At 67.3% G+C, this 23,312-nt stretch carries 25 protein-coding genes; 10 read left to right on the top strand and 15 right to left on the bottom strand.

Annotated features, from left to right (window positions below):
• Position 1: 1 nt before the first annotated feature.
• The 3 genes from DWV11_RS18010 to DWV11_RS18020 all read left to right on the top strand — a co-directional run bounded on the left by DWV11_RS18010 (position 2) and on the right by DWV11_RS18020 (position 2,838).
• Positions 2 to 439 (top strand): MaoC family dehydratase, encoded by a 438-nt coding sequence (locus DWV11_RS18010; RefSeq protein ID WP_115790292.1) that lies wholly within the window; start codon positions 2 to 4, stop codon positions 437 to 439.
• A gap of 65 nt (positions 440 to 504) precedes the next feature.
• Positions 505 to 1,761 carry an MFS transporter gene (locus DWV11_RS18015; RefSeq protein ID WP_115790470.1) on the top strand — a complete coding sequence of 419 codons (1,257 nt, stop codon included), beginning with the start codon at positions 505 to 507 and terminating at the stop codon, positions 1,759 to 1,761.
• Positions 1,762 to 1,770: 9 nt separating this feature from the next.
• Entirely contained in the window at positions 1,771 to 2,838 is a 1,068-nt protein-coding gene (locus DWV11_RS18020) for a UDP-N-acetylmuramate dehydrogenase (protein WP_115790471.1), read from the top strand.
• Positions 2,839 to 2,840: 2 nt separating this feature from the next.
• Here DWV11_RS18020 and DWV11_RS18025 read toward each other — a convergent pair whose 3' ends face one another.
• On the bottom strand, positions 2,841 to 3,299 hold the full coding sequence (locus DWV11_RS18025; RefSeq protein ID WP_115790293.1) for a hypothetical protein: 459 nt from the start codon (positions 3,297 to 3,299) through the stop codon (positions 2,841 to 2,843).
• A gap of 71 nt (positions 3,300 to 3,370) precedes the next feature.
• Between DWV11_RS18025 and DWV11_RS18030 the strand changes: the two genes are divergently transcribed.
• Complete coding sequence (locus DWV11_RS18030; protein ID WP_115790294.1) at positions 3,371 to 4,507, top strand: winged helix DNA-binding domain-containing protein; 1,137 nt, start codon at positions 3,371 to 3,373, stop codon at positions 4,505 to 4,507.
• A gap of 70 nt (positions 4,508 to 4,577) precedes the next feature.
• On the opposite strand, the gene asd is transcribed toward DWV11_RS18030, so the two are convergent.
• The 10 genes from asd to DWV11_RS18075 form a co-directional block, all read right to left on the bottom strand.
• A complete protein-coding gene (gene asd, locus DWV11_RS18035) occupies positions 4,578 to 5,708 on the bottom strand; it encodes an aspartate-semialdehyde dehydrogenase (RefSeq protein ID WP_115790295.1) in 1,131 nt (376 codons plus the stop codon).
• Positions 5,709 to 5,797: 89 nt separating this feature from the next.
• The gene (locus DWV11_RS18040) at positions 5,798 to 6,019 is read right to left on the bottom strand and encodes an NF038396 family protein (protein WP_115790296.1); all 222 of its coding nucleotides are present in this window, start codon (positions 6,017 to 6,019) and stop codon (positions 5,798 to 5,800) included.
• Between the two features lie 3 nt (positions 6,020 to 6,022).
• The gene (locus DWV11_RS18045; protein ID WP_115790297.1) at positions 6,023 to 6,601 is read right to left on the bottom strand and encodes a dihydrofolate reductase; all 579 of its coding nucleotides are present in this window, start codon (positions 6,599 to 6,601) and stop codon (positions 6,023 to 6,025) included.
• Entirely contained in the window at positions 6,598 to 7,401 is an 804-nt protein-coding gene (locus tag DWV11_RS18050; protein WP_115790298.1) for a thymidylate synthase, read from the bottom strand. Before DWV11_RS18050 ends, DWV11_RS18045 begins: the two co-directional genes overlap by 4 nt.
• 9 nt (positions 7,402 to 7,410) lie before the next feature.
• The gene (locus DWV11_RS20440) at positions 7,411 to 7,767 is read right to left on the bottom strand and encodes a GntR family transcriptional regulator (RefSeq protein ID WP_245953775.1); all 357 of its coding nucleotides are present in this window, start codon (positions 7,765 to 7,767) and stop codon (positions 7,411 to 7,413) included.
• The gene (locus DWV11_RS20445; RefSeq protein WP_245953777.1) at positions 7,764 to 9,389 is read right to left on the bottom strand and encodes a hypothetical protein; all 1,626 of its coding nucleotides are present in this window, start codon (positions 9,387 to 9,389) and stop codon (positions 7,764 to 7,766) included. Before DWV11_RS20445 ends, DWV11_RS20440 begins: the two co-directional genes overlap by 4 nt.
• A gap of 93 nt (positions 9,390 to 9,482) precedes the next feature.
• Positions 9,483 to 10,466 carry an NUDIX hydrolase gene (locus DWV11_RS18060; RefSeq protein WP_115790299.1) on the bottom strand — a complete coding sequence of 328 codons (984 nt, stop codon included), beginning with the start codon at positions 10,464 to 10,466 and terminating at the stop codon, positions 9,483 to 9,485.
• 9 nt (positions 10,467 to 10,475) lie between these two features.
• Positions 10,476 to 12,725, bottom strand: a complete 2,250-nt coding sequence (locus tag DWV11_RS18065) for an RNA degradosome polyphosphate kinase (RefSeq protein WP_115790300.1) — start codon at positions 12,723 to 12,725, stop codon at positions 10,476 to 10,478.
• A 103-nt stretch (positions 12,726 to 12,828) separates the two neighbouring features.
• Entirely contained in the window at positions 12,829 to 13,800 is a 972-nt protein-coding gene (gene mshD, locus DWV11_RS18070; protein ID WP_115790301.1) for a mycothiol synthase, read from the bottom strand.
• Between the two features lie 255 nt (positions 13,801 to 14,055).
• Complete coding sequence (locus DWV11_RS18075) at positions 14,056 to 14,754, bottom strand: winged helix-turn-helix transcriptional regulator (RefSeq protein WP_115790302.1); 699 nt, start codon at positions 14,752 to 14,754, stop codon at positions 14,056 to 14,058.
• A gap of 291 nt (positions 14,755 to 15,045) precedes the next feature.
• Here DWV11_RS18075 and DWV11_RS18080 point away from each other — a divergent pair, with 291 nt between their 5' ends.
• From DWV11_RS18080 to DWV11_RS18105, 6 genes are all read left to right on the top strand, one after another.
• On the top strand, positions 15,046 to 15,780 hold the full coding sequence (locus tag DWV11_RS18080) for a permease (protein ID WP_115790303.1): 735 nt from the start codon (positions 15,046 to 15,048) through the stop codon (positions 15,778 to 15,780).
• Between the two features lie 165 nt (positions 15,781 to 15,945).
• A complete protein-coding gene (locus DWV11_RS18085; RefSeq protein ID WP_115790304.1) occupies positions 15,946 to 16,545 on the top strand; it encodes a nitrobindin family protein in 600 nt (199 codons plus the stop codon).
• Between the two features lie 120 nt (positions 16,546 to 16,665).
• Complete coding sequence (locus tag DWV11_RS18090; protein ID WP_115790305.1) at positions 16,666 to 17,388, top strand: flavodoxin family protein; 723 nt, start codon at positions 16,666 to 16,668, stop codon at positions 17,386 to 17,388.
• A gap of 22 nt (positions 17,389 to 17,410) precedes the next feature.
• Positions 17,411 to 18,496: a CAF17-like 4Fe-4S cluster assembly/insertion protein YgfZ gene (ygfZ, locus tag DWV11_RS18095; protein WP_115790306.1), complete on the top strand. Its 1,086-nt coding sequence runs from the start codon at positions 17,411 to 17,413 to the stop codon at positions 18,494 to 18,496.
• Positions 18,493 to 18,894 carry an ankyrin repeat domain-containing protein gene (locus tag DWV11_RS18100; RefSeq protein ID WP_115790307.1) on the top strand — a complete coding sequence of 134 codons (402 nt, stop codon included), beginning with the start codon at positions 18,493 to 18,495 and terminating at the stop codon, positions 18,892 to 18,894. The genes ygfZ and DWV11_RS18100 overlap by 4 nt, the downstream gene beginning before the upstream one ends.
• Positions 18,895 to 19,127: 233 nt before the next feature.
• Positions 19,128 to 20,675: a DHA2 family efflux MFS transporter permease subunit gene (locus DWV11_RS18105; RefSeq protein ID WP_115790308.1), complete on the top strand. Its 1,548-nt coding sequence runs from the start codon at positions 19,128 to 19,130 to the stop codon at positions 20,673 to 20,675.
• Here DWV11_RS18105 and DWV11_RS18110 read toward each other — a convergent pair.
• The 4 genes from DWV11_RS18110 to DWV11_RS18125 all read right to left on the bottom strand — a co-directional run bounded on the left by DWV11_RS18110 (position 20,672) and on the right by DWV11_RS18125 (position 23,311).
• Entirely contained in the window at positions 20,672 to 21,403 is a 732-nt protein-coding gene (locus tag DWV11_RS18110; RefSeq protein ID WP_115790309.1) for a GNAT family N-acetyltransferase, read from the bottom strand. The two genes, DWV11_RS18105 and DWV11_RS18110, sit on opposite strands and share 4 nt — an antisense overlap.
• 95 nt (positions 21,404 to 21,498) lie before the next feature.
• Complete coding sequence (locus tag DWV11_RS18115) at positions 21,499 to 22,524, bottom strand: 6-phosphofructokinase (protein ID WP_115790310.1); 1,026 nt, start codon at positions 22,522 to 22,524, stop codon at positions 21,499 to 21,501.
• Positions 22,525 to 22,668: 144 nt separating this feature from the next.
• Entirely contained in the window at positions 22,669 to 22,926 is a 258-nt protein-coding gene (locus DWV11_RS18120) for a PspC domain-containing protein (protein ID WP_115790311.1), read from the bottom strand.
• Between the two features lie 91 nt (positions 22,927 to 23,017).
• A complete protein-coding gene (locus DWV11_RS18125; protein WP_115790312.1) occupies positions 23,018 to 23,311 on the bottom strand; it encodes a hypothetical protein in 294 nt (97 codons plus the stop codon).
• Position 23,312 lies beyond the last annotated feature (1 nt).

Below are 23,312 nucleotides of genomic sequence, written 5' to 3' on the forward strand. Positions count from 1 at the left end.
CATGAGCCTGAAATTCGAAGACCTCGCCGTCGGCCAGGAAATCGGTGCGCGCAGCATCGACGTCACCCGCCAGGACCTGGTGAAGTACGCAGGCGCCTCTGGTGACTTCAACCCGATCCACTGGAACGAAGCTTTCGCCACCGGCGTGGACCTTCCAGGGGTGATCGCCCACGGCATGTTCACCATGGGTGCTGCCGTGCAGTTGGTGAGCGACTGGGTCGATGACCCCGCCGCCGTGATCGACTACCAGACCCGCTTCACCAAGCCCGTCCTCGTCGCCGACACCACGGGAACCTCCGAGCCCGGCGCCGTGATCGAAGTGGTCGGCGTGGTGGGAGCCCTCGACGCCGACGCCCGAACCGCGCGCATCGACCTCACCGTTACCTTCGAGGGACAGAAGGTCCTGATGAAGTCCCAAGCAGTTGTGAAGCTCGCTTGAACATCATCCTTGAACGAGGCGAAGGCGCCACCGCGGCAGACATTGCGCGGTGGCGCTTTGCTGTCATGGCGGCGTACGGGGCCAGCGGCATTGCCGCCGCGTCCTGGGTCTCCCGCCTGCCGGCGGTGCGGAACGGACTGGAACTCACTCCGGCCGCCGTCGGGCTCATCCTGCTCTGCCTGACGGCGGCCTCCTTCACCTCGGTGTCCGTCTCCGGGCTGGTGGTGCTGCGGCTCGGCTCGGCCCGCGCGGCGCGGATCGCTTCCGTGCTGAGCGGCAGTGGCTTGTTCCTGCTCGGCCTCGGCACTTCGGTGCTTTCCAGCCTCGTGGTGGCCGCGTGCGGCCTCGCACTGCTGGGCCTGGCGAATGGCTGCTACAACACCGCCCTGAACGTCGAAGGCGCCGCCGTGGAACGGGCGCTGGGCAAGTTCGTCATGCCTTGGCTCCACGGTTCCTTCAGCCTGGGGACGGTGGCCGGGGCCGCGATGGGGGCCTGGGCTGCGGCCGCGAAGCTCTCCGTGGCATGGCACCTGGGCCTGGTGGGCGCCGTCGCGATCGTCGCGGTACTGACCGCCAGCCTGTCTTTCCGGGCGGACCGCGAAAGCGCCGGCCGGAGCGGCCCCGCCCTGCAACGCAAACCCGTGCGCCCCCGGAAGACGGACACTTTCGAGGATCCGACCACGGGTCCGTTGCCGATCATCAACCCGGCACTGGCCTCGGAAGCCGCGTCCCTCCACGGCAAGCGCCTGGTCGCAATGGCCTGGCGGGAGCGCCGCACTGTGCTGCTCGGGCTGATGGTGCTCGGCCTGGCGCTGTCGGAAGGCGCGGCGGGTGACTGGGCGGCCCTGGCCTTGGCGGACGGCCACGGCCAGAATGAGGCGGCGGGTGCCGCGGGCTACGGCGTGTTCGTGACTTTCATGACCGTGGGCCGTTTCGCCGGTACCTTCCTGTTGGACCGCTTCGGCCGGGTCGCCGTTATGCGGTGCTGCGCGGCCACGGCCTTCCTGGGGGTGGCGACGTTCGTCTTCGCGCCCGTGCCGGGAATCGCCTTCGTGGGCCTTGGACTGTGGGGACTGGGCACGTCCCTGGGCTTCCCGGTGGGCATGTCGGCCGCGGCCGACGACCCCGTCCACGCGGCGGCCCGGGTCTCGGTGGCCTCGACCATCGCGTACGGCGCCTTCCTCTGCGGTCCGCCCGTGCTGGGCTTCCTCGGCCAGCATTTCGGCATCCTGCATTCCCTGCTCGTGGTGCTGCTGTTCCAGGCGTTGAGCTTCCTGCTCGCCCCGGTCCTGCGCAAACGGCAGGCGCCAGCCGCAGGCTAGACTCGATTGGTGACCCAGACGCTGCTTTCCGAATTGACCACCGCCGCCGTGGGCGGACCTGCCGCCCGTTACGTCGAGGCGTTCAGCGAGGCGGAAATCATCGACGCCGTCCGTTCCGCCGATGCTGCGGGGGAGAAGCTCCTCATTGTCGGCGGCGGCTCCAACCTGCTGGTCGCCGACGCCGGGTACCCCGGTACCGTCCTGAAGATCGCCTCAGAAGGCTTCACTGTGAGCTCCGAGGACACGTGCGGCGGCGTGTCGGTGGTGGTCCAGGCCGGCCACAATTGGGATGCCTTCGTGGAGCACGCCGTCCTGCACGCCTGGTCCGGTGTGGAGGCACTCTCCGGGATCCCCGGGGCAACGGGCGCGACGCCGGTGCAGAACGTGGGTGCCTACGGCGCCGACGTCTCCCAGACCATCGCCTCCGTGCGCACCTGGGACCGTGAAAACAACGCCGTGAAGACCTTCAGCAACTCGGAACTGAAGTTCGTTTACCGGGACTCGATCCTCAAGCGGACCACCATTGAAGGCTCGCCGCGTTACGTGGTGCTCACGGTCGAGTTCCAACTGCCCCTGGGCCGCATGAGCGCCCCCGTCCGCTACGCCGAGCTTGCCCGTGCCCTCGGTGTCGAGCCTGGCAAGCGCGCCTACGCCAACGACGTCCGCCGCGAAGTCCTGCGCCTGCGCGCCTCCAAGGGAATGGTCTTCGACCCCGCGGACCGTGACACCTACTCCACCGGCTCCTTCTTCACGAACCCGGTAGTCCCGGCCGCGGAGGCCACGGCGCTTCCGGAGGGAGCCCCGCAGTACCCGGGTGGCGCGGACGGCCTGGTGAAGCTTTCAGCGGCCTGGCTGATCGAGCACGCCGGTTTTGCCAAGGGCTTCGGTCTTGACGCCGGCAGCGTCTCGGGCGGCCGGGCCTCCCTTTCGACCAAGCACACCCTGGCCATCACCAACCGCGGCAACGCCAGCGCTGCCGACATGGCGGCCGTAGCGCGCGAGGTGCGGCGCGGCGTCGTCGAACGCTTCGGTATCGAACTGCACCCCGAACCCCTGCTGATCGGCCTGGAACTCTGACGCTAGGGTTTCTCTACGGCCCGGACCTTGTTCAGCAGCAGGAAGGTCAGGCCGCAATCCACGGCCCCCAGCAGGAAGAGTTGGCTGAAGGCGATGCTTTGCGGCGACGGTCCTGTGGGCGAGGCCCAGCCGGCGGCCGCGAAGCCCGCTACTGCCACGAGCATGACGACGGCGGCCAGCAGGAAGCTGCGCGCCTGTTCATCGGTGCCGCTCCGGCCGGATCCATCCTGCCGCCCCCTGCCGGGCTGGGTGCAGATGGCGAGGACGAGGAACAAGGCGGAGGCCGCGGTGCCGGCGAGCCCGGCGAGCTGCAGGGCCTGCATGGGAGGGCTGAGCCGCACGCCCGAGCCGATGGCGACGGCCAGCCCGCAGGCCAGGCCGAGGCCGGCCAGGGCCCAGGCGAAGGCCGCCAAACGCCGGCTCAAGGGCCGCAGGAGCGTGCCGCTCTCTCCGAAAAACATGCTTTCAGCCTAGGAAACGCTGCTGTGCGAAGGCTGGAAGCCCGGTGGGTAACAGCCCCTAGGATGAGGTCATGGTCTCCGTGAAAAGCCGTGTCACCGCCAAAACGATGGGCCGCCTCAGGCTCGCCGGTCAAGGCCTCCTGGGCCGGGCGCCCGGGGAGCCTGCCGGTTTCGCCTCGGTGGAGGAGTGCGTACGCCACATGACGGCCATGCAGGCCCAGGACCTCGCCTCGGCCCTCTGGGCGGTGGGGCAACGCGTCCCCGGCAGCACGGCATCGGATGTGCGGGCGGCCCTCAATTCGGGGACTATAGTGCGCTCGTGGCCGTTCCGCGGCACGCTGCACCTGGTCCCGGCGCAGGACCTGCGGTGGATGCTGGAGATCACCGGCGGGCGCATGGTCCGGGCCGTGGCCGGCCGGCACCGCGAACTCGGAATCACGGCGGAGGACATCGCCCATTGCCGGGACATCGCGGGGGAGATGCTGGCCGCAGGGGAGGGTGCCACGCGCGAGCAGCTCTTTGAAGCCTTCGAGGAAAACGGCCAGATCACCAAGGCCCAGCGCGGGGTCCACCTGCTGTGGAGCCTGTGCCTGCGAGGCTGGATGGTGCAGGGTCCGATGGCGGGCACTGGCGGCAAAGCAGCAGGCCAGCAACTGTTTATGCCGTTTGGGGTGTGGATTCCGGAATCGCGGGAGCTGGACCGCGAGGAAGGCATCGCCGAGTTGCTGCACCGGTACTTGCGCAGCCACGGACCGGCCACGCTGGACGACTTCTGCTGGTGGACGCAGATCCCCAAGACCGAGGCGAAAGCCGCGCTTGGCCGGATCAGCGGGCACCTGGAGGAACTGGAGTTCGAGGGCATGTCCTACTGGATTCCGCCGGAGACCGCTGCCCTGCTCGACGACGGTGTTCCCGGCGCCCGCACGCTCCTTGCCTTGCCTGGATTCGACCAGTTCCTGCTCGGCTACAAGGACCGCAGCCTGGTGCTCGCCCCGGAGCATGCCCAGAAAGTTGTTCCCGGCGGCAATGGAGTGTTCAAACGCATCATCGTCTCCGGGGGATCGGTGGTGGGCACCTGGGCGAGGAGCGGCAACGGCCGCAGCGCCGCCGTCGTGCCCGAACCGTTCGATCCGGCCGGCCTGCCGCCGGCGGCAGCGCGTTCCTTCGAGGTGCAGGCGGCGAAGTACCTGAAGTTCATGGCGGGCTGAGGCTCTAAACCGCGAAAAGCCAGGTCCCCGGCGGAAATATCCACCGGGGACCTGGCTTGAAAAGTACTGCCTAGAGCGTGCCGGTGGCGATGTTCAGCATGCGGCGCAGCGGCTCGGCAGCGCCCCACAGGAGCTGGTCGCCGACGGTGAACGCGCTGATGTACTCCGGGCCCATTTCGAGCTTGCGGATACGCCCCACCGGGATGTCCAGGGTGCCGGAGGCAGCCACCGGGGTGAGGTCGGCCATGGAGGCTTCCTTGGAGTTCGGAACCACCTTGGCCCACTCGTTGTCCTCGGCCAGGAGCTTCTCGATCTCCGCGACGGACAGGTCCTCGCGCAGCTTGAGGGTCAGCGCCTGGGAGTGGGAACGCATGGCACCGATGCGGACGCACAGGCCGTCCATGATGATGTGGTTCTCGTCTGAGGTGCCCAGGATCTTGTTGGTTTCGACCCCGGCCTTCCATTCTTCCTTGGACTGTCCGTTGCCGAGGTCGGCATCGATCCAGGGGATCAGGGAGCCGGCCAGCGGGACGCCGAACTGGGTGGCGTCGATGTCGGTGCGCTGGTGGGCCAGGACCTTGCGGTCGATGTCCAGGATGGCCGACGCCGGGTCGTCCAGTTCCGTGCTCACTTCGGCATTGAGGGTGCCGAACTGGCTCAGGAGCTCGCGCATGTGGCGTGCGCCGCCGCCCGAGGCTGCCTGGTAGGTCATGGAGGTGCCCCACTCGACGAGGCCGTTCTTGAACAGCCCGCCGAGGCCCATCAGCATGCAGGACACGGTGCAGTTGCCGCCAATGAAGTCCTTGGTGCCGTTGGCGAGGCCCTTGTCGATGACGTCCCTGTTGATCGGGTCCAGCACGATGATCGAGTCGTCGTTCATGCGCAGGGTGGAGGCGGCATCGATCCAGAGGCCGTCCCAGCCGCGGCTGCGCAGCTCGCCGTGGACCTGCTTGGTGTAGTCGCCGCCCTGGGCGGTCACAATAATGGGCAGCTTCGCCAGCGTCTCAATATCGAACGCGTTCTCGAGCTTGCCTGCGCCTTCAGCGAAGGAAGGCGCGGCACCTCCTGCGTTCGAGGTGGAGAAGAACACCGGGTTGATGTTGGCGAAGTCGCCCTCGTCCTGCATGCGCTGCATCAGGACGGAGCCGACCATGCCACGCCAACCGACCAGTCCGACGGACGGATTAGCTGCTGTAGTCATTGGACCAGTTTAGACATTGCGCGCAGCGGGGCGCAGTCGGTTACGTCACGGCCGTGAAGGCCCGACAACGTTACGGCGACCGCAAAGACCTACTGCCGGGCGTCGGGTTCCTCGAGCAGGGCGGCCTTGCGTGCCCGTAGCGCAAAGAAGGCGCCGAAGGTGAACACCTGGGTGACCACCACCAGCACGATGATGCCCAGGATCTTGTTGCCGCCCAGGATCATGGTGAGTCCCACGATGGCGGACACCAGGGCAAGCAAAGGCAGCAGCATGTAGCCGAGCACGAACAGGGTTTCTGGTTTCTTCAGCATTCCTCAGTCTTCCGTCCGGCGCCACGTGGTGATCCGGTATTTGGTGCCGTTCTTCGACTCCAGCCAGCCCTCGGCGGGCTCCGTGGACTCGACCGTCCAGTGTTTGCCGAGCTCGGGGGCATAGGTGTCCCCGGCCGTATCGGAATCGATGATGGTGATCACGGCGTGGTCGGCCAGGTCCATGGACTGGCGGTAGATTTCGCCGCCGCCCACAATCCAGACCTGCGCGTTTCCGGGCGCGAACTGGGACTCCAGCAGGGCTTCATCCAGCGAGGACACGACGACGGCGCCCTCCGCCTCGGGCGTGCCGGCCCAGCCTTCCTGCCGGGTCACCACGATGTTCGTCCGGCCGGGCAGCGGCCGGTATTTCTCGGGGAACGATTCCCAGGTCTTGCGGCCCATGATGACCGGATGTCCCGTGGTCAGTGCGCTGAAATGCTTCAGGTCTTCGGGGACGTGCCAGGGCATGGTGCCTCCGCGGCCGATGACGCCGTTGATGGTCTGCGCCCATACCAGCCCGATCTGCGAGGCCAGCTCCCGGCCGTCCTGGGATTCCGCTTTGTGGGAGGGGTGGTCGCTCATACCGCCACCGGCGCCTTGATGGTGGGGTGGTGCCGGTAGCCGACCACTTCGAAGTCCTCGAGGTTGTAGTCGAAGATGCTGTCCGGCGTGCGGGTGAAGCGCAGTTGCGGGTACTCGTACGGTTCGCGGCTGAGCTGCTCCGTGACCTGGTCCAGGTGGTTGTCGTAGATGTGCACGTCGCCGCCCGTCCACACGAAGTCGCCGGGCTCCAAGCCCAGCTGCTGCGCCACCATCATCGTGAGCAGCGCGTAGGAGGCGATGTTGAACGGCACACCCAGGAACATGTCCGCAGAACGCTGGTAGAGCTGGCAGGACAGTTTCCCGTCCGCCACGTAGAACTGGAAGAAAGCGTGGCACGGGGGCAGGGCCATGTCCTTGATTTCGGCGACGTTCCAGGCCGAGACGAGGTGCCGGCGGGAATCAGGGTTCTCCGCGAGGCCCTTCATGAGCCCGGCGATCTGGTCCACGTGCCCGCCGTCGGGGGTGGGCCAGCTGCGCCACTGCACGCCGTACACGGGTCCGAGCTCGCCCTCGGCGTCCGCCCATTCGTCCCAGATGCTGACGCCCTGTTCCTGGAGCCACTTCACGTTCGACTCCCCGCGGAGGAACCACAGCAACTCGAGGGCGAGGGATTTGAAGTGCACCCGCTTGGTGGTGATGAGCGGGAAACCCTGGCTCAGGTCGAAGCGGAGCTGGCGTCCGAAAACACTGCGGGTGCCGGTACCGGTGCGGTCTGACTTATGGGTTCCGTTATGCAGGACATCGCGAAGAAGGTCTTCGTACGGGGTGGGGATGCTCACGGATCCAGCTTACTTGAGGCGGCCCCGGAGGAGTTGGAGGACGGTCTCGCCATCCACCCCGGCTTTGCGTGCGGTTTCCGCCAGGTGCTCGACGGCGGCCAGCACCTCCGGTGGCGGGGCGTCGCCCGGAGCGAGGACCACCGTGCCGTTCCGCCGTCGCGATTCAATCAGCCCGGCGGTTTCCAACTCCTTGTAGGCGCGCGCCACGGTACCGGCGGCGATGCCGAGATCAGCGGCGAGGCTGCGGACGGTGGGCAGTCGGCTGCCCGGGGCGAGGGATCCGATGGCGATCAGAGAGCTGATCTGCGAGCGGATCTGTTCGTAGGGCGGCACCGCCGAACGCAGCTCGACCGAGATTGCGGTCACGGCGCGGCGCTCCCGACCCGCGGTCCTGCCGGCCGGGGCAGCGCGCCAAGGAGCAGGCGCACGGGGGTCACGGCGATGGCGGCACCCACCGTGGCAACAAGGGAACCCGCGGCAATGGCGGTCGGTTGGTCCTGCGGGACAAAGCTCGTGGGTTCCTGGAAGAGGGGTGTGAAGACGTGGCTGAGGGTCATCAGCAGCAGCCCCGCCTGGACAAAGGAGTAGGCGGCCAGTGTCCGCACGATCCGGTAAGCGGTGATCGCCCGCAGCGCCACGTCCAGTCCAGCGGTTTCCTCCGATACCGGGACGGCGCGCCTGCGGCGCACCGCCCACAGGGCCGCGCCTCCGGCGAGCAGGACGCCTGCCGTGAGCGCGGCGACGACCGGCCATGCGGGTTCCTCGCCCAGCATGACTTGGCCCGCCGTTGCGAAGACAAGGACCATAGCCAAGACCAAGGCTCCGATGACTGTCGTGTCCAGCAGGCCGCGGGAGACCGGCTGGCGGGGCCGGTCGACGGCGGTGCCGGGGTTGCCGTAGTTCGCGCCGGTGAGAAGTTCCCCGGCCGCGATGGCGAGCAGCAGAGAGGCAGCGATCAGCGCGACCCATACGGCGAAGCTCCAACTGCCCGCCGCCGACATGGCCGGAATGAGGAACAGGCCGGCGAACAGGGGGAGCGCGGCGACGATGCCGAGCCAGACACCGATCGACGCCGAGAGCCGGGCGGCGGGATGTGCGCCCTTGTCATGGAACGCTGCTTCGCGTTGTTTGTCGACGGCGATCAGGGACGGGAGATTCCTTGGCCGCCACCACCACATGATGAGGAGCACGATGAGGTTGGCCGCGGCAGGCAGGTTGAACATCGATGACGGAATGACGCCGGGCGGCGGCAGCAAGGCGAAGTTGCCGGCAATCGCTGCCAGGCCCGACGCGACGGTGGCCACGGTCCGCAGCAGCCGGTTCATGGCGAGTGTGCGCAGGGCGCGGTTGTCGTCGGCGTCGAGCGTTTCAAGCTGGCGGCGCCGGGCGATCAGCCACAGGACCAGCAGGGTTCCGAGGGCCAGGAGGCTCAGGGCGCCGCCGAGCCAGGCCGCCAGCTCGGCCCCGGAAATCCTGCCGTCCCGCCCCGTGCGGCTGTAGCTGCCGTCGGGAGCCGTGACCGCCTGCACCGGCTCGAAACCCGGCATTCGCGAAACCCACACGACCGCCACGGACGCTCCTGAGAAGATGGCCGCCGTCGTCCAGGCGAGTCTGCGCGGCAGGAAATCGCGGATCCTTCGGACGGACAGCTCGGCGTGCCGGCGTGACTGCTTCGGCGCCGGGTAGCTCCATTGACCGATGGCATGCACCGCCAGAGCGGCCCCGACGGGCCAGCCGAGAGCCATCAGGAGCTGGTCCGGCGCATGCGGGGCATTGCCGGCGGCCGGGTCGATTTGGCCTGCATGGATGGCCCCCTGCAGCGAACTGGCCATCCAGCCTATGATCCCGACCCACAGCGCATGCTGGGAGACAGTTGTGGCCGTGCTCCCTGTGCGCGGTGCCCACACCACGAAGCGCAGGAACAGATAGACGATGGCCGCTCCGCCGGCCGGTGCCAGGAACGCCAGTGGCGGCAAATTGAACTCCATGATGACAACCCCCAATTTTGTATCAATGTACTAAGTGTTTGATACAAAATGGCGAGGAGTCAAGCACATGCGGCGGGCAGGTGAAAGTCCGGTTCAGTCGTCGAACGGTTTGAACTGCTCGACGGCGACGACGCGCCCGCCGTTGCTCCGCGACACATGGCAGACGATCATTTCGCCCGGGGCGAGGTACGGGTCTTCGCCCGGAAGGAGCGCGGCGAGTTCTGGTCCCATGTGGCGGCCCAGCGTCTTCAGGATGGTCGGCAGCGCCGGCCTGTGGGTGCACACGGCAACCGCCTGCTGCTTGTCGAACAGCGCGGAGACGGTGTCGCCGGTCTTCTTCGGCTTGCGCTCGTGGGCGTGCTCGGTCAGGGCTTCCACCAGCTTCACCTTCGCACCGGCGGCCTTGGCATAGGGAGCGATGGTGGCGACGCAACGGGTCCACGGACTGCTGACCACCCGCATCGGCTTCCACGCCTCAAGCAGACGCTGCACCGCGAGGGCCTGCCGCTGGCCGGTGGCCGCGAGGGGGCGGCTGCCTTCAGCCTTGGTCCACGAGGACCGCGGTTTGGCCTTGGCGTGCCGGACCAGGATCAGGGGCCAGGTTTCCAGTTCGCCATTGGCATGGGCCTTGGCGAGTTCCTTGAGCGGCGCGACGTCGCTCGGATTGCTCAGGTATTGGGCCGCACGCTCGGGCCCTGTCCACATGACGGCGTCCACTTCCTTGCCGTCGGGCCTGATCCCGTTGCCGTTGTGCAGCGTTGAGTTCAGGTGGACGGCCCAGTAGTGGACCACCTTCAGCCCGGCGCTGACATGATAATGGATCGGCGGCAGGGGGATGCCCAAGGTGGCCTGGACGCCGATCTCCTCCGCGACCTCGCGGACCGCGCACTGGGGTAGGGTTTCCCCGGCATCGATCTTGCCCTTCGGCCACGACCAATCGTCGTACTTGGGCCGATGGATCAGCAGCACTTCAAGGCCGCCCTTGTTGAGGCGCCACGGGATGGCCCCTGCCGCGGTGACTGCGATTTCCTCGCCGGGATGGTCGGTCTGGTCCGCGATCGGTGTATCGCTCTTCACTGCCGTTGCCTACCGCCGCGACACTGCCCGCTGGCGGGATCGCGAAGCCAGGAGCCAGGACTGGATGTCCAGCAGTGGCGTTCCGTCGTCGGCACGGTGGTGCCGGGTCCAGTGGCCCTCGTTGTCCAGATGCCAGCTCGCGGTTCCGGGATCGAGGTAGCGCTGCAGCAGGTCCAGTACCTCCAGAGTGTCTTCACGGCTGGACAGCTGGACCAGGGCCTCCACACGGCGGTCCAAGTTGCGGTGCATCATATCCGCCGAGCCGATGTAAACCACCGGATCGTTCCCGTTGGCGAAGGCGAAGATGCGCGAATGCTCCAGGAAACGGCCCAGCACGGAGCGGACCGTGATGTTTTCGCTCAGGCCGGGAACCCCCGGCCGGAGCGAGCAGATACCGCGAACGAGTACGTCAACCTTCACCCCGGCCTGCGACGCCCTGTAGAGGGAGTCGATGATGGCTTCGTCCACCATGGAGTTGACCTTGATCTGGACCCGGGCAGGCCGGCCGGCCCGGGCGTTGCTGATCTCGGTGTCGATCCGGTCGATCAGCCCCGAGCGGACGGACCGTGGGGCCACCAGGAGCCGCTTGAAGGTGGACTTCGGCGCGTAGCCCGAAAGCTGGTTGAAGAGCTTGGAGAGGTCCTCGCCCACCTGGTCGTTGGAGGTGAGCAGGCCGAGATCCTCGTAGTAGCGGGCCGTGCGCGGGTGGTAGTTGCCGGTGCCGATGTGGCAGTAGCGGCGCAGCCCGTCCACTTCCTGCCGGACCACGAGTGACAGCTTGCAGTGCGTCTTGAGGCCCACGATGCCGTACACCACGTGCACGCCGGCCTGTTCAAGCTTGCGGGCCCAGGAGATGTTGGCCTGCTCGTCGAAACGCGCCTTGATCTCGACCAGGGCCAGCACCTGCTTTCCGGCCTCGGCGGCGTCGATCAGGGCATCCACGATCGGGGAATCGCCGGAGGTGCGGTACAGGGTCTGCTTGATGGCCTGGACCTTCGGGTCCGCGGCGGCCTGCTCAAGGAAGGCCTGGACCGAGGTCGAGAAGGAGTCGTAGGGGTGGTGCAGCAGGATGTCCCGTCGGCGCATGGCTGCGAAGACGTTGGCCGCTTTGGACGTTTCGGACTCGTTCAGGTAGCGCGAGGTGTGCGGCACGTGCTTGGGGTAGTGCAGGTCCGCGCGGTCGATTCCCGCGATCACGGACAGACCGCGCAGGTCCAGCGGAGCCGGAACCGAATAGACCTCGGACTCTTCGATGCCGAGTTCACGGATCAGCAGCGCCCGGATGTTGGGGTTGATGTCCGTGGTGACTTCCAGACGGACGGGCGGGCCGAAACGCCGGCGCAGCAGTTCCTTCTCGAGGGCCTGCAGGAGGTTCTCGGCGTCGTCCTCTTCGACCTCGACGTCCTCGTTGCGGGTGACGCGGAAGCTGTGGTGCTCCATCACTTCCATGCCCGGGAACAGCTTGTCCAGGTGGACGGCGATGACCTCTTCGAGTGCGATGAACCGGGCCACGCGGCCCGGGACGGCGCCGGCGCGCGGGCCGTCGATGGAGATGAGCCGGGGGAGCTGGTCCGGCACCTTGACGCGTGCGAACAGTTCCTTGTCGCTCACGGGGTTGCGGACGATCACTGCCAGGTTCAGGGACAGCCCGGAAATGTAGGGGAACGGGTGGGCCGGGTCCACGGCGAGCGGGGTGAGGATCGGGAAGACCTTCTCGCTGAACATGGTGCTCAGGCGGTGCCGGGCCTCGTCATCGAGCTCGTTCCAGTGCATGAGGTGGATGTGCTCATAGGCCAGGGCCGGCCGGATCTGCTCTGCGAACACCCGTGCGTGCCGTTCCTGCAGCTTGTGCGCGGCCTCGCCGATCTGCTCCAGGACCTCGATGGGGCTCAGGCCGGCGGGGGAGGGCACGGCCAGTCCGGTGGCGATGCGGCGCTTCAGACCGGCCACCCGGACCATGAAGAACTCATCCAGATTGGAGGCGAAGATCGAAAGGAAGCTGACGCGTTCCAGGAGGAAGAGGTCAGGGTCCTCGGCGAGCTCCAGGACGCGCGCGTTGAAGGCAAGCCAGCTGAGTTCCCGGTCCAGGAAGCGGTCGGGCGAGATGTCGCCCTCCGGTTCGAGGGACGGGGCGAATTCGGGAATGTCGATGCGGTCCTGGGTGGCCCTGGATGCGGGTACCTCGGAGGAGCCGAAACGGGAAGGCAAAGTGGAGCCCTTGACCTCAGTCCTGGCTGTTCCTGCCGGTTCCGGATTCATCGGATTCTCCTTCGTTCTTCAGCGGGTTTGCTTCAACCCTACAAGTTTCTCCGCGAGGCGGAATTCCGCATGACCGCCGCTTGCAGCGGGTGTCCGCGGCACGTTAATTCTTTGTTAACGGCCCATACATGACATCCGCGTCCCAGCGGACGAACCCCAGTTTCTGGTATAGCGTCACGGCGGCCGTATTGTCTGCATCCACGTACAACATGATCGCGTGCAGCTCGTGCTGTTCAAGGTGCCGGATCCCGGCCACCGTCAGCGATTTGCCCAGTCCCAGGCCCTGCGCCGCGGGGGTCACACCCACGACGTAGACTTCGCCGATCGGCGGGTGCCCGTCGTGCCCGGGGTGCACCTTGGTCCAGTTGAAGCCGAGCAGTTCGCCTTCGCTGTTTTCTGCAAGCAGGAAACCGGCGGGATCGAACCAGTCCTCGGCCATGCGCGCCTCAAGGTCGGCAAGGGTCATGGCGCCTTGTTCGGGGTGGTGCGCGAAGGCCGCCTTGTTGGCCGCCAGCCAGGCCGACTCGTCGCGGCCGGGCACAAAGGCGCGGATCGTCACACCGTCCGGAAGGCCGGCGTCGGGCATTTCCGCGGACGAGGCCATAAGGCGCATCCGCCAGAGTTCCCGGACGGGATGGTACGAGAAACGTTCGGCGAGCCGCGCGGCCGCGGCATGGTCTCCATGCGACCAGGCACTCAGGCCGTCCAGCCCGCGGGTGTCCTGGAGGGAGGCGAGCAGGCGTCCCGCGACGCCCTGGCAGCGGTAGCTGGGGTGCACCGCCATCTCAAGGACCCCGGTGCCATCCTTGTCCCCGACGACGACGGCGACACCCGCGAGGTCTTCGCCGCTGGAGGGATCGCTGTCCTCGTCCGGGGCATAAAGGGCGAAGGTACTGAGCGGATGGTCCGAAGAACCGGCGCCCCGCAACAGCACGAGGGTCTGCTCGGACAGCGGCGGGTTGCCGTCCGCCTCTTCGGCGGCTGCGGCCAGGGCCCTGATGTCCCTGAGCAGTTCCGGGTCCACGGCGCCGTCGACGGCGAGGACCGGCCATTTTTCCGGATGCGCAAGACTCATGCAGCAAGGCTATACGTCCCGCCGCGGAATTCATCCGTGTAGTTCGTTTTGCCGGAACTGCGACGTCCCTGTAAGGTCTATATCTCGTCCGGCTCTTCGGAGCGGGATAGCGAGGGGGATCCGCCAGTGGGGCGGCCTCGATACGTTCGACCCGTATGTCCTCCACCACAACAGGAAAGGCCCGGACTCAGTCCGGGCCTTTCCTGTTGTTGCCAATGGCCCCCCGCTTTGCGGTCAGGGCCGGCCGTTGCGGGTTCAGGCGTCCGAAAGCTCGTCGTCAGGCAGCCTGACCAGGGTCAGGCGATAGCCGACGTTGCGCACCGTGCTGATGAGGTTTTCATGGTCGGCGCCGAGCTTGGCCCGCAGCCGCCGGATGTGGACGTCCACTGTGCGGGTACCGCCGTAGTAGTCGTAGCCCCAGACCTCGGTCAGCAATTGCTGCCGGGTGAAGACCCGCCCCGGGTGCTGGGCCAGGTACTTGAGGAGTTCGAATTCCTTGAAGGTCAGGTTCAGCGGCTGCCCGCCCACGCGCGCCGTGTAGCTCGCCTCATCGATCACGACGCCGGCGGCCCGGATTTCGCTCTGCGTTTCCTCTTGTTCGGGCACCGCGCGCGCCATGGCCAGGCGGATCCGGGCTTCGACTTCCGCGGGTCCGGCGGAGTCGAGCACGATGTCATCCACGGACCAGGCCGAGGACACGGCGGCCATGCCGCCCTCTGTGAGGATCAGCATCAGGGGGGCGCTGAGGCCGGTGGCTTTCAGGAGCTGGGTCAGCGAACGGGCGCCGACGAGATCCTTGCGGGCGTCGAGGAAAACGACGTCGGTGGGGTCGGTATCGAGCAGCGCCGTGGGCTCTGCCGGCAGGATGTGCACACGGTGGTTCAACAGTTCCAGTGCCGGCAGGATGTCCACGGACGAGCCGGGGCTGTTCGTCAGGAGCAGGATGTGCGACATAGTTCCTCCAAGGGGCGGGCCGCGCATCATCGGGCGTCTGGACCGGGCTTCCACCGGCGTCTGACTGCGTCGTGGAAGCCGGCTACCCCTGAGGGGGACCTTGGGCAAGGACCCGGCAATGCGATCGCTGTTTGACAATTGAGTATACCTGCAGGGCGAATCCAGGACATGGATCCGGGCCCTCTGAGGCAACTTCGGCGACATATTTCTGCCGCATAGGGCAGGATGGGCGAAGGATATTCAACGCCGGGTCCGCCGCCGAACGCAGGCCGCAATGAAGTCAGGAACGCAGTGAAGTCTTGGAACATCGGGGTGGTCGGCCTCATCACGCTCGCGGTCATCGTCGCCGGATCGTACGGCCCCGCCGGGGTGATGGTCGGCGTCGGGATCGTGGCGGCCGCCGTCACCGGCATCGGCTGGCCGCACTTCCTGGCCGTCCCCGCGAAGAAGACCCTCGCAGCGGTCATCGCGCTCAGCGGCATGGGTTCCGCCGTCGCCGCCGCGTACGCCCCGGCGCCCGGATTCCTCGACTATGTCCCCGCGTTCATCGCCGCCGGCGTCATGGCGGTCTTCATCGTGCAACTGGTCCGCGGAACAGGCCAGGCCCAGCGCCTCGAATCGACCCTGGGAAGCTGCGCCGGCGTCGTTCTCAGCTGCCTGGGGGCAGGGTGGATCGCCGGCGTCCGCTTCAACGGCGTGCAGGAGATGGTGCTGGTGGCCGGACTCAGCGCAGCCGTGGCGCTGCTGACCGGGCTGCTGCGCTGGCCGGACCGGATCGTTGCCCCGCTGGGCATCGCCGCCGCCGGCCTGGTTGCCCCGCTCGCCGGGCTGGTCTTTTCCAACATCTCCGTCACGGCCGCAGCAGTGGTGGGCGTGGTGATGGGTTCGGTGCTCCTGAGCTTCCGCCGCATGGTCACCCTGCGGCCCGGCCGCCTGAACCTGGCCGCCGTCCTGGGCATGGGGGTAGCGCCCGTGTGGGCCGTGGGTTCACTTTGCTACTTCATCGACAAACTACTCATCTACTAACCGCTAGGATGGCAGCATGTCTGTTCTTGCCTTTGAAATCTTCTTCCTCGTCCTGCTCGGTCTGGCCAGCATCTCCATGGCATGGTTTGCGGGCTTCGTCGTGTACCGCCTGTTCAAGGGCCAGAAGTAGGAACCGTTTCCCTGTCGCGCTGAGGTAGAACTGCCGTGCCTATCGAAATTCCCACGGATCTGACACCCGAACTCGTCCCCCTGTCCTGGCTCATCGGTGAGTGGGAAGGCCGCGGACGGCTGGGTAGCGGTGAAGAGGATTCCGAACACTTCATCCAGCACGTTTCCTTTACGCACAACGGCCTGCCCTACCTGCAGTACCGCGCCGAAAGCTGGCTCAGCGACGAGGAAGGCACCAAGCTGCGGCCGTTGACCGTGGAAACCGGGTTCTGGGCGCTTGAGCGCGAACTGGTCGAGGCCGACGGCGGCCCCGGGCTGATTCCCGCGGACATGGTTCCCGTGCTGAAGAACGCCGACGACGTCGAAGCCCGTCGCAATGCCGACGGCGGCTTCGACCTGTCGGTCACCATCACTCACCCGGGCGGTATCACCGAGCTCTACTACGGTCAGATCAAGGGACCGCAGATCCAGCTCAGCACCGACATGGTGATGCGCGGCAGCCACTCGAAGGAATACACGGCAGCCACGCGGATTTTCGGCCTGGTGGACGGCAACCTGCTCTGGCGCTGGGACGTCTCCACCCCGGGCAAGTCCCTCGAAGCCCACGCCTCGGCGTTCCTGAACAAGGTTTCCTGAAAAAGGTTTCCTGAAGAGGGTTCCCCAGGCAGCCGTTCCCTTGGCTGGCCCTTCCCGGGCACGATGGTTCCATGTGCAAGCTGGCCCAGGTCCAGTTCACACGGGCAAGGGAGCGATCCGATGGATGAACACACGAAACCGGGCGGCTACGCGGGCCTCAAGGCCGTCTTCTTCAACGGCACCCTGAAACCGTCACCTCAGCTCAGCCATACCGCGGGACTGATCGAGGTCAGCCGCCGCATCATGGAAAAACAAGGCGTCAGCACCCGCGTGATCCGCACGGTGGACCACGACATCGCGCCCGGCGTCTACCCGGACATGCGCGAGCACGGCTGGGCCACCGACGAATGGCCGGAACTCTACCCGGCCGTCCAGGAAGCGGACATTGTGGTGCTCGCCGGTCCCATCTGGTTGGGCGACAACTCCTCCCAGACCAAGAAGGTCATCGAGCGCCTCTACGCGCATTCCGGGGAACTCAACGCCAAAGGCCAATGGGCGTACTACCCCAAGGTCGGCGGGTGCCTGATCACGGGCAACGAAGACGGCATCAAGCACTGCGCCATGAACGTGTTGTACAGCCTCCAGCACGTGGGCTTCACCATTCCGCCGCAGGCCGACGCCGGCTGGATCGGGCCGGTGGGTCCGGGGCCGAGCTACCTGGACGCAGGCTCCGGCGGCCCGGAAAGCGACTTCACCAACAGGAACACGACGTTCATGACCTGGAACCTCCTCCACCTGGCCCGCCTGCTCAAGGACGCCGGCGGCATTCCGGCCTACGGCAACCTCCCGGCAGAATGGAAGGCCGGAACGCGCTTTGACTTTGAAAACCCGGAATACCGCTAGGCCCAAAGGACTTCTACTGGATATGACTTATAAAAGCCCCCTGTTGTCGCGCCCTGGCGCCGTCGAAGGCGGGGGCGCCGATGCCGGCGTGGCCGCCCACTACGGTGAGCCGTTGCGCGAGCAGCGCGCCCTGGCCGCCGGGACCGCCGTCGTCGATCTTTCCCACCGAGGCGTCGTCACGGTCACCGGACCGGACCGGCTCAGCTGGCTGAACACGCTGTCCTCCCAGCAGGTGACGAACCTGCCGCCGCGCGTCTCGAGCGAACTGCTGCTGCTGACCGTGCAGGGCCGGATCGAGTTCGACGCGAGGATCGTGGACGACGGCGAAACCGCCTGGCTGCTGGTCGAAGCCGCGGAGGCCGGACCGCTCGCTGAGTGGCTGACCAAGATGAAGTTCATGCTGCGCGTCGAGGTGGCGGATGTCTCGGAGGAATGGGCCACGGTGGGTTCCACCCGGCGGATCGAGGCCTGGGGGGACCGGATCGTCTGGGAAGACCCCTGGCCGCATGTCGGCGCGGGCGGCTACTCCTACAGCGTGGTCGCAGAAGACGGGCATCCCGGACTGGAACGGCCGTGGTTCGAGTACCTGATCCCGGCCGCCGAACTCAAAAGCGCCGTGGACGGCCTGGCCCTGGCCGGCACCCTGGCCTCGGAGGCCTTGCGGATCGCGGCCTGGCGTCCGCGGCTCGGCGCGGAGACCGACGACCGCGTCATCCCGCACGAACTGGACCTGCTGCGCACCTCGGTGCACCTGGCCAAGGGCTGCTACAAGGGCCAGGAAACCATCGCCCGGGTGCACAACCTGGGCCACCCGCCGCGCCGGCTGGTCTTCCTGCAGTTGGACGGTTCCCTGCACACCCTGCCGGTGGCCGGAAGCGACGTGCTCGCCGGCGACCGCAAGGTGGGCACCCTCACTTCCGTGGCCCAGCATTATGAGATGGGCGCGGTGGGGCTGGCACTCATTAAACGGTCGGTGGACCCGGCCGAGGTGTTGGCCGTGCAGGACGGCGACGAGCGCTACGCCGCCGCCCAAGAGGTGATTGTCGCGCCCGATGCCGGCCAGGTGGTGGGGCGCCAGAGCGGATTCCTGAAGGGACCACACCGATGAGCGAAACCCCCGAATACCAAAGCGCGGAGGACGAGGACGCTGCCATGGCGCAGGCTTTGTTCGATGCCGCCCGCGAAGGCGACAACCCCGTGTTGCGCAGCTACCTCGACGCCGGAGCGCCGGCCGGTCTCTGCAACCCCGCCGGTGATTCGCTGCTGATGCTCGCCGCGTACCACGGCCATCCGGAGACCGTCCAGCTCCTGCTGCACCACGGGGCGGACGCCTCCGCTCCCAACAGCCGCGGCCAGACGCCGCTCGCCGGTGCGGTGTTCAAGGGCTACACGGAGGTCGCCCGGGTACTGCTCGATGCCGGGGCGGATCCCGACGCCGGGTCCCCGACCGCCCGGGAAGCCGCCCGGATGTTCGCGCGTGCGGACATCCTGCAGCTCTTGGGCTGACGCCCCTACGGCGCGGCCGGCGCCCCGAACGCACCACCTGCCGGATCACCGACGACGGAAAGACCGCCCTGGCGCAGCGGCTGGCGGCCATGCTCTCCGACGCCGTCAACGAATACCCGGTTTCCCGCACACCATGCTGCGGTGCGAAGTCGACTGGATCCGCAGCTTCCAGGCCGGACTCCGCAGCGGGGAACTGCCCTGGCAACCCCCGCACGCACAATCTAAGGAACCCCATGGAACAAGTAGCCAAACCCTGGCCCGCTCTATGGTCCCTCGTCATCGGTTTCTTCATGATCCTGATCGACTCAACCATCGTTTCCGTGGCGAACCCGCGGATCATGGAGGGACTCAACGCAGACATCAACGCCGTCATCTGGGTGACGAGCGCCTACCTCCTGGCCTACGCCGTGCCCCTGCTCATCACCGGGCGGCTCGGTGACCGTTTCGGCCCCAAGAACCTGTACCTGTCGGGCCTGGTGGTCTTCACGCTCGCCTCGCTCTGGTGCGGACTGGCCGGCGACGTCGGCATGCTGATTGCCGCCCGCGCCGTCCAAGGGTTCGGCGCGGCCATGATGACCCCGCAGACCATGGCCGTCATCACCCGGATCTTCCCGCCGGACCGCCGCGGCGCGGCAATGGGCCTCTGGGGTGCCACCGCCGGCATGGCCATCCTGGTCGGCCCGATCCTGGGCGGCGTGCTCGTGGACGGCCTGGGCTGGGAGTGGATTTTCTTCGTCAACGTGCCGATCGGCCTGATCGGATTCCTTGCAGTCACCCGCTTCGTGCCGGTGCTCGGCACGCACAGCCACCGCTTCGACATCCCGGGCGTCCTGCTCTCCGCCGTCGGGATGTTCCTGCTCGTCTTCGGCATCCAGGAGGGCCAGACGTACCACTGGGGAACAGTCCTCGGGCCGGTCACCGTCTGGGGCTTGATCATCGCCGGCATCACGGTCCTGGCGATCTTCGTGGCGTGGCAATGGATCCTGGAGCAGCGCGGCGGGGAGCCGCTGCTGCCGCTGGGACTGTTCAAGGAGCGCAACTTCTCGTTGGGCAACACCACCATCATGGCCGTGGGCTTCACCATCACCGCGTTCCCGCTGCCCACCATCTTCTACTACCAGGTGGTCCGCGGCCTGACACCCACCCAATCGGCACTGCTGATGATTCCCATGGCGGTGCTCTCCGGCGCCTTGGCGCCCTTCGTGGGCAAACTCATCGACCGGATCAACCCCCGCTGGTTCGCCGCGTTCGGCCTGGCCTGCCTCTCCGGGGCGCTCTTCTGGACCGGTGCGCTGCTTAAGCCCGAAACGCCCATCTGGATGTTCCTCCTTCCCAGTGCCCTGCAAGGCGTGGCCAACGGCTTCATCTGGGGTCCCGTTTCCAACGCCACCACGCGCAACCTGCCGCCGCGCCAGGCCGGTGCCGGATCGGGCGTCTTCAATACCACCCGCCAGATCGGCGCCGTGCTGGGCTCGGCCGCGATCGCCTCGCTGATCCAGGCCCGGCTTGCGGCCGAGCTGCCAGCCGTTCCCGGCGGCGCGCCGGCAGGGGAGGGCCCGGTGGGTGGGCAGCTGCCGGAATTCCTGCACGCGGGATTCTCGACGGCGATGTCCCAGTCTGTGCTGCTTCCGGCCATCGCGATCCTGCTGGGCGCTGTGGCGGCCCTGCTGTTTGGCAAGCCGAAGGCGGTCCAGGACTGGGGAGCCCCGGCTGCCCGGGCCGGCGCCTCGGTGGGCCCACGAGGCGAGGCTTCGCTGTCCGAGCGGAGCGTCGGGGACTAGCGCAACAGCACGGAAGTGACCGTGCCGCCGTCGGCGAATCCAAGACTCCTGGCCAGGCCCAGCGCGCCGCGGTTGTCCAAGGCCGCGCGCCACTGCAGGGTCAAGCCGGAGGCCAGGGCTTCATGGGACGCGATCGAGGCGGCGAGCGTGCCCAGGCCCTGGCGGCGCAGTTCCGGCCGGACCAGGACGCCCATGTCCGCGAGGATGCCCTCCCACTCGGCGTAGGCGCCACAAGCCACGGGGCTGCCCTCCTTCCCCGGGCCGTCCATCACCGTAAAGCAATGGCCCATGGAGCCGAGGCGGGCCTCGTTGGCGTCGTCCGGCGGACACATGCCCTCCAGCTCAATGGCCTCCGGGTGCCCGCGGGAGACAGTGACTTCGCCGCGGGGCTGGGCGAGGGGCAGGTCGTCGGCGAAAAGCAGGGCCGAGGTGCCCAGACCGTGGCCGCCGTGTCCGCGGCTCATGCGCATCAGGGTGGCGTGTTCGCTGAGTTCCTCGTCACTGTATTCACCGGCCGCCGCGGTGGCCCAGGCTGGGCCTACGAAGGCCGAGTGCCCGAAAAGGCGGACGAAGGTGATGGAATCCGAGCCGTTGTCTTCCCGGACCAGCCGTTCCCGGCCGGCACTCGTGCTGGAGAAGCGCACGTGGGCGAAAGCGGCGTCGTCGAATCCAAGATGCCGCGCCCAGGCCAGCAGGACGATGTCGGCAGATCCTTCAGCAAATCCCATGCATCGAGTGTAGGCAAAGAGGGAACCGTCCCGGAGGCGGTCCGGAAACACGACGGGCCCGCACCGGAAGGTGCGGGCCCGGGGGCGTTCTTCGCCTAGCCGAACAGCACGGCTGCTTCGTCGTAGCGGTGCTGGGGGACGGTCTTGAGCCTGCCCAGGGCGGCCTCGAAGCCGACGTGCACGATGTCGGTGCCGTTGAGGGAGACCATGGTGCCCCAGCGGCCTTCCACCACCGAGTCGATCGCCGCCATACCCAAACGGGTAGCTAGCACCCTGTCGAACGCCGAAGGCACGCCGCCGCGCTGGATGTGGCCCAGGATGGTCGCACGGGTTTCGATGCCCGTGCGGGCCTCGATCTCCGGGGCCAGCTGGTCCGCGATGCCGCCCAGCCGCGGCCGGCCGAAGGTGTCCAGGCCGCGTTCGGAGTGCGGGGCTTCCATATGGTCGGGCACGAAGCCTTCGGCCACCACTACGAGCGGGGCGCGGCCGCGGTCGTGGGCTTCCTTGACCCATTCGGTGATCTGGTCGATGGAGATTTTCTGCTCGGGGATCAAGATGGCGTGGGCGCCGGAGGCCATGCCTGCGTGCAGCGCGATCCAGCCGACGTGCCGGCCCATGACCTCGGCAATCATGCAGCGGTGGTGGGATTCGCCGGTGGTGCGCAGCCGGTCGATCGCTTCGGTGGCGATCTGCACGGCGGTGTCGAAACCGAAGGTGTAATCCGTGGCGTCGAGGTCGTTGTCCACCGTCTTGGGCACGCCCACGATCTTCAGCCCGGCGTCGGTGAGCCGTTTGGCTGCGGCCAGGGTTCCTTCGCCGCCGATCGCGATCATGGCGTCGATGCCGAGCCGGTCCATGTGGCCCTTGATGACTTCGGGGCCGCCGCCGTTCTCGAAGGGGTTGGTGCGGGAGGTGCCCAGGATGGTGCCGCCCTGCTTCGCGATGCCGCGGACCATGGTGCGGGGGATGTCGATGATGTCGCCCTCGACCACGCCACGCCAGCCGTCGCGGAAACCGACGAACTCGTGGCCGTGGATGGCGATGCCCTTCAGGACTGCACCGCGGATGACGGCGTTGAGTCCGGGGCAATCGCCGCCGCTGGTGAGGATTCCAATTTTCATGAGCGCTCAAATCCTGGCTAGGAGGTACACGTGCCGAGCGCCACGCTGAGCTCCCCTAGATTGTAGGCGGCAATGTGGGGTAGGACACAAACCGCGACCGCTGGCCGGGATGAGCCTTCGGAAACAATCCCGCAATATTTGACGTCAGGAACGGTTGCGGCCGCGTTCCTGGAGGAACGATTCCAGCGCGATGCTTCCGTCCTGTGCCGGGAGCAGCAGCCACGCCACCACATACACCACGAATGCGGGTCCGGGCAGGAGGCAGAAGAGCAGGAATGCCACCCGGACGTACGCGACGTCGACGTTCAGCTTTGCCGCGATGCCGCCGCAGACGCCGCCGAGCCAGCGCTGTGGACCGCGCTTCAGTCCGAGGCTGCGGATGATGCTGAAGAATTTGGTCATGGTTCGAGCCTTCCTTGTCGGAGGTGTTTTGTCACGCCCCAACGGGCGCCGGGGTGGGCGCCCGCTGGGCCGGGTTGGGTCCGGGAGGTGGTCAGCCGTGGATGGTTCCGTTCCCGGAGTCCCCTTCGCCTTCCTTTGATCTGGAGCTCCGCGAACGTGCCGAGACGAGACCGCCGATGATCAGCGCCGCTCCGGCCCCGATCATGAGCCCGATCAGGACGTAGTCCCCGTTGAGGGCGATGAGGCCCAGCTTGGAGACGATGATCAGCGCCGCGAGGGCCACGATGACCAGGCCCCACACCACCGTGCCGACCCGTGGTCCGGGTTCTAGTCCGGCGCCGTTCCCGTTGCTTCCGTAGAGCGGCCCAGGTTCTTGCGTTGCCATG

Origin of the sequence: Arthrobacter silvisoli (assembly GCF_003369445.1) — a bacterium.
GTDB lineage: Bacteria > Actinomycetota > Actinomycetes > Actinomycetales > Micrococcaceae > Arthrobacter > Arthrobacter silvisoli.

Coding starts and splice junctions, on each gene's coding strand:
- DWV11_RS18100 (WP_115790307.1), top strand. CDS start 18,493: ATGAGCGAAACCCCCGAATACCAAAGCGCGGAGGACGAGGACGCTGCC.
- ygfZ (WP_115790306.1), top strand. CDS start 17,411: ATGACTTATAAAAGCCCCCTGTTGTCGCGCCCTGGCGCCGTCGAAGGC.
- DWV11_RS18025 (WP_115790293.1), bottom strand. CDS start 3,299: ATGTTTTTCGGAGAGAGCGGCACGCTCCTGCGGCCCTTGAGCCGGCGT.
- DWV11_RS18125 (WP_115790312.1), bottom strand. CDS start 23,311: ATGGCAACGCAAGAACCTGGGCCGCTCTACGGAAGCAACGGGAACGGC.
- DWV11_RS18110 (WP_115790309.1), bottom strand. CDS start 21,403: ATGGGATTTGCTGAAGGATCTGCCGACATCGTCCTGCTGGCCTGGGCG.
- DWV11_RS18120 (WP_115790311.1), bottom strand. CDS start 22,926: ATGACCAAATTCTTCAGCATCATCCGCAGCCTCGGACTGAAGCGCGGT.
- DWV11_RS18040 (WP_115790296.1), bottom strand. CDS start 6,019: ATGCTGAAGAAACCAGAAACCCTGTTCGTGCTCGGCTACATGCTGCTG.
- DWV11_RS18045 (WP_115790297.1), bottom strand. CDS start 6,601: ATGAGCGACCACCCCTCCCACAAAGCGGAATCCCAGGACGGCCGGGAG.
- DWV11_RS18015 (WP_115790470.1), top strand. CDS start 505: ATGGCGGCGTACGGGGCCAGCGGCATTGCCGCCGCGTCCTGGGTCTCC.
- DWV11_RS18115 (WP_115790310.1), bottom strand. CDS start 22,524: ATGAAAATTGGAATCCTCACCAGCGGCGGCGATTGCCCCGGACTCAAC.
- DWV11_RS18010 (WP_115790292.1), top strand. CDS start 2: ATGAGCCTGAAATTCGAAGACCTCGCCGTCGGCCAGGAAATCGGTGCG.
- asd (WP_115790295.1), bottom strand. CDS start 5,708: ATGACTACAGCAGCTAATCCGTCCGTCGGACTGGTCGGTTGGCGTGGC.
- DWV11_RS18075 (WP_115790302.1), bottom strand. CDS start 14,754: ATGTCGCACATCCTGCTCCTGACGAACAGCCCCGGCTCGTCCGTGGAC.
- DWV11_RS18105 (WP_115790308.1), top strand. CDS start 19,128: ATGGAACAAGTAGCCAAACCCTGGCCCGCTCTATGGTCCCTCGTCATC.
- DWV11_RS18065 (WP_115790300.1), bottom strand. CDS start 12,725: ATGAATCCGGAACCGGCAGGAACAGCCAGGACTGAGGTCAAGGGCTCC.
- DWV11_RS18090 (WP_115790305.1), top strand. CDS start 16,666: ATGGATGAACACACGAAACCGGGCGGCTACGCGGGCCTCAAGGCCGTC.
- DWV11_RS18030 (WP_115790294.1), top strand. CDS start 3,371: ATGGTCTCCGTGAAAAGCCGTGTCACCGCCAAAACGATGGGCCGCCTC.
- DWV11_RS20445 (WP_245953777.1), bottom strand. CDS start 9,389: ATGGAGTTCAATTTGCCGCCACTGGCGTTCCTGGCACCGGCCGGCGGA.
- mshD (WP_115790301.1), bottom strand. CDS start 13,800: ATGAGTCTTGCGCATCCGGAAAAATGGCCGGTCCTCGCCGTCGACGGC.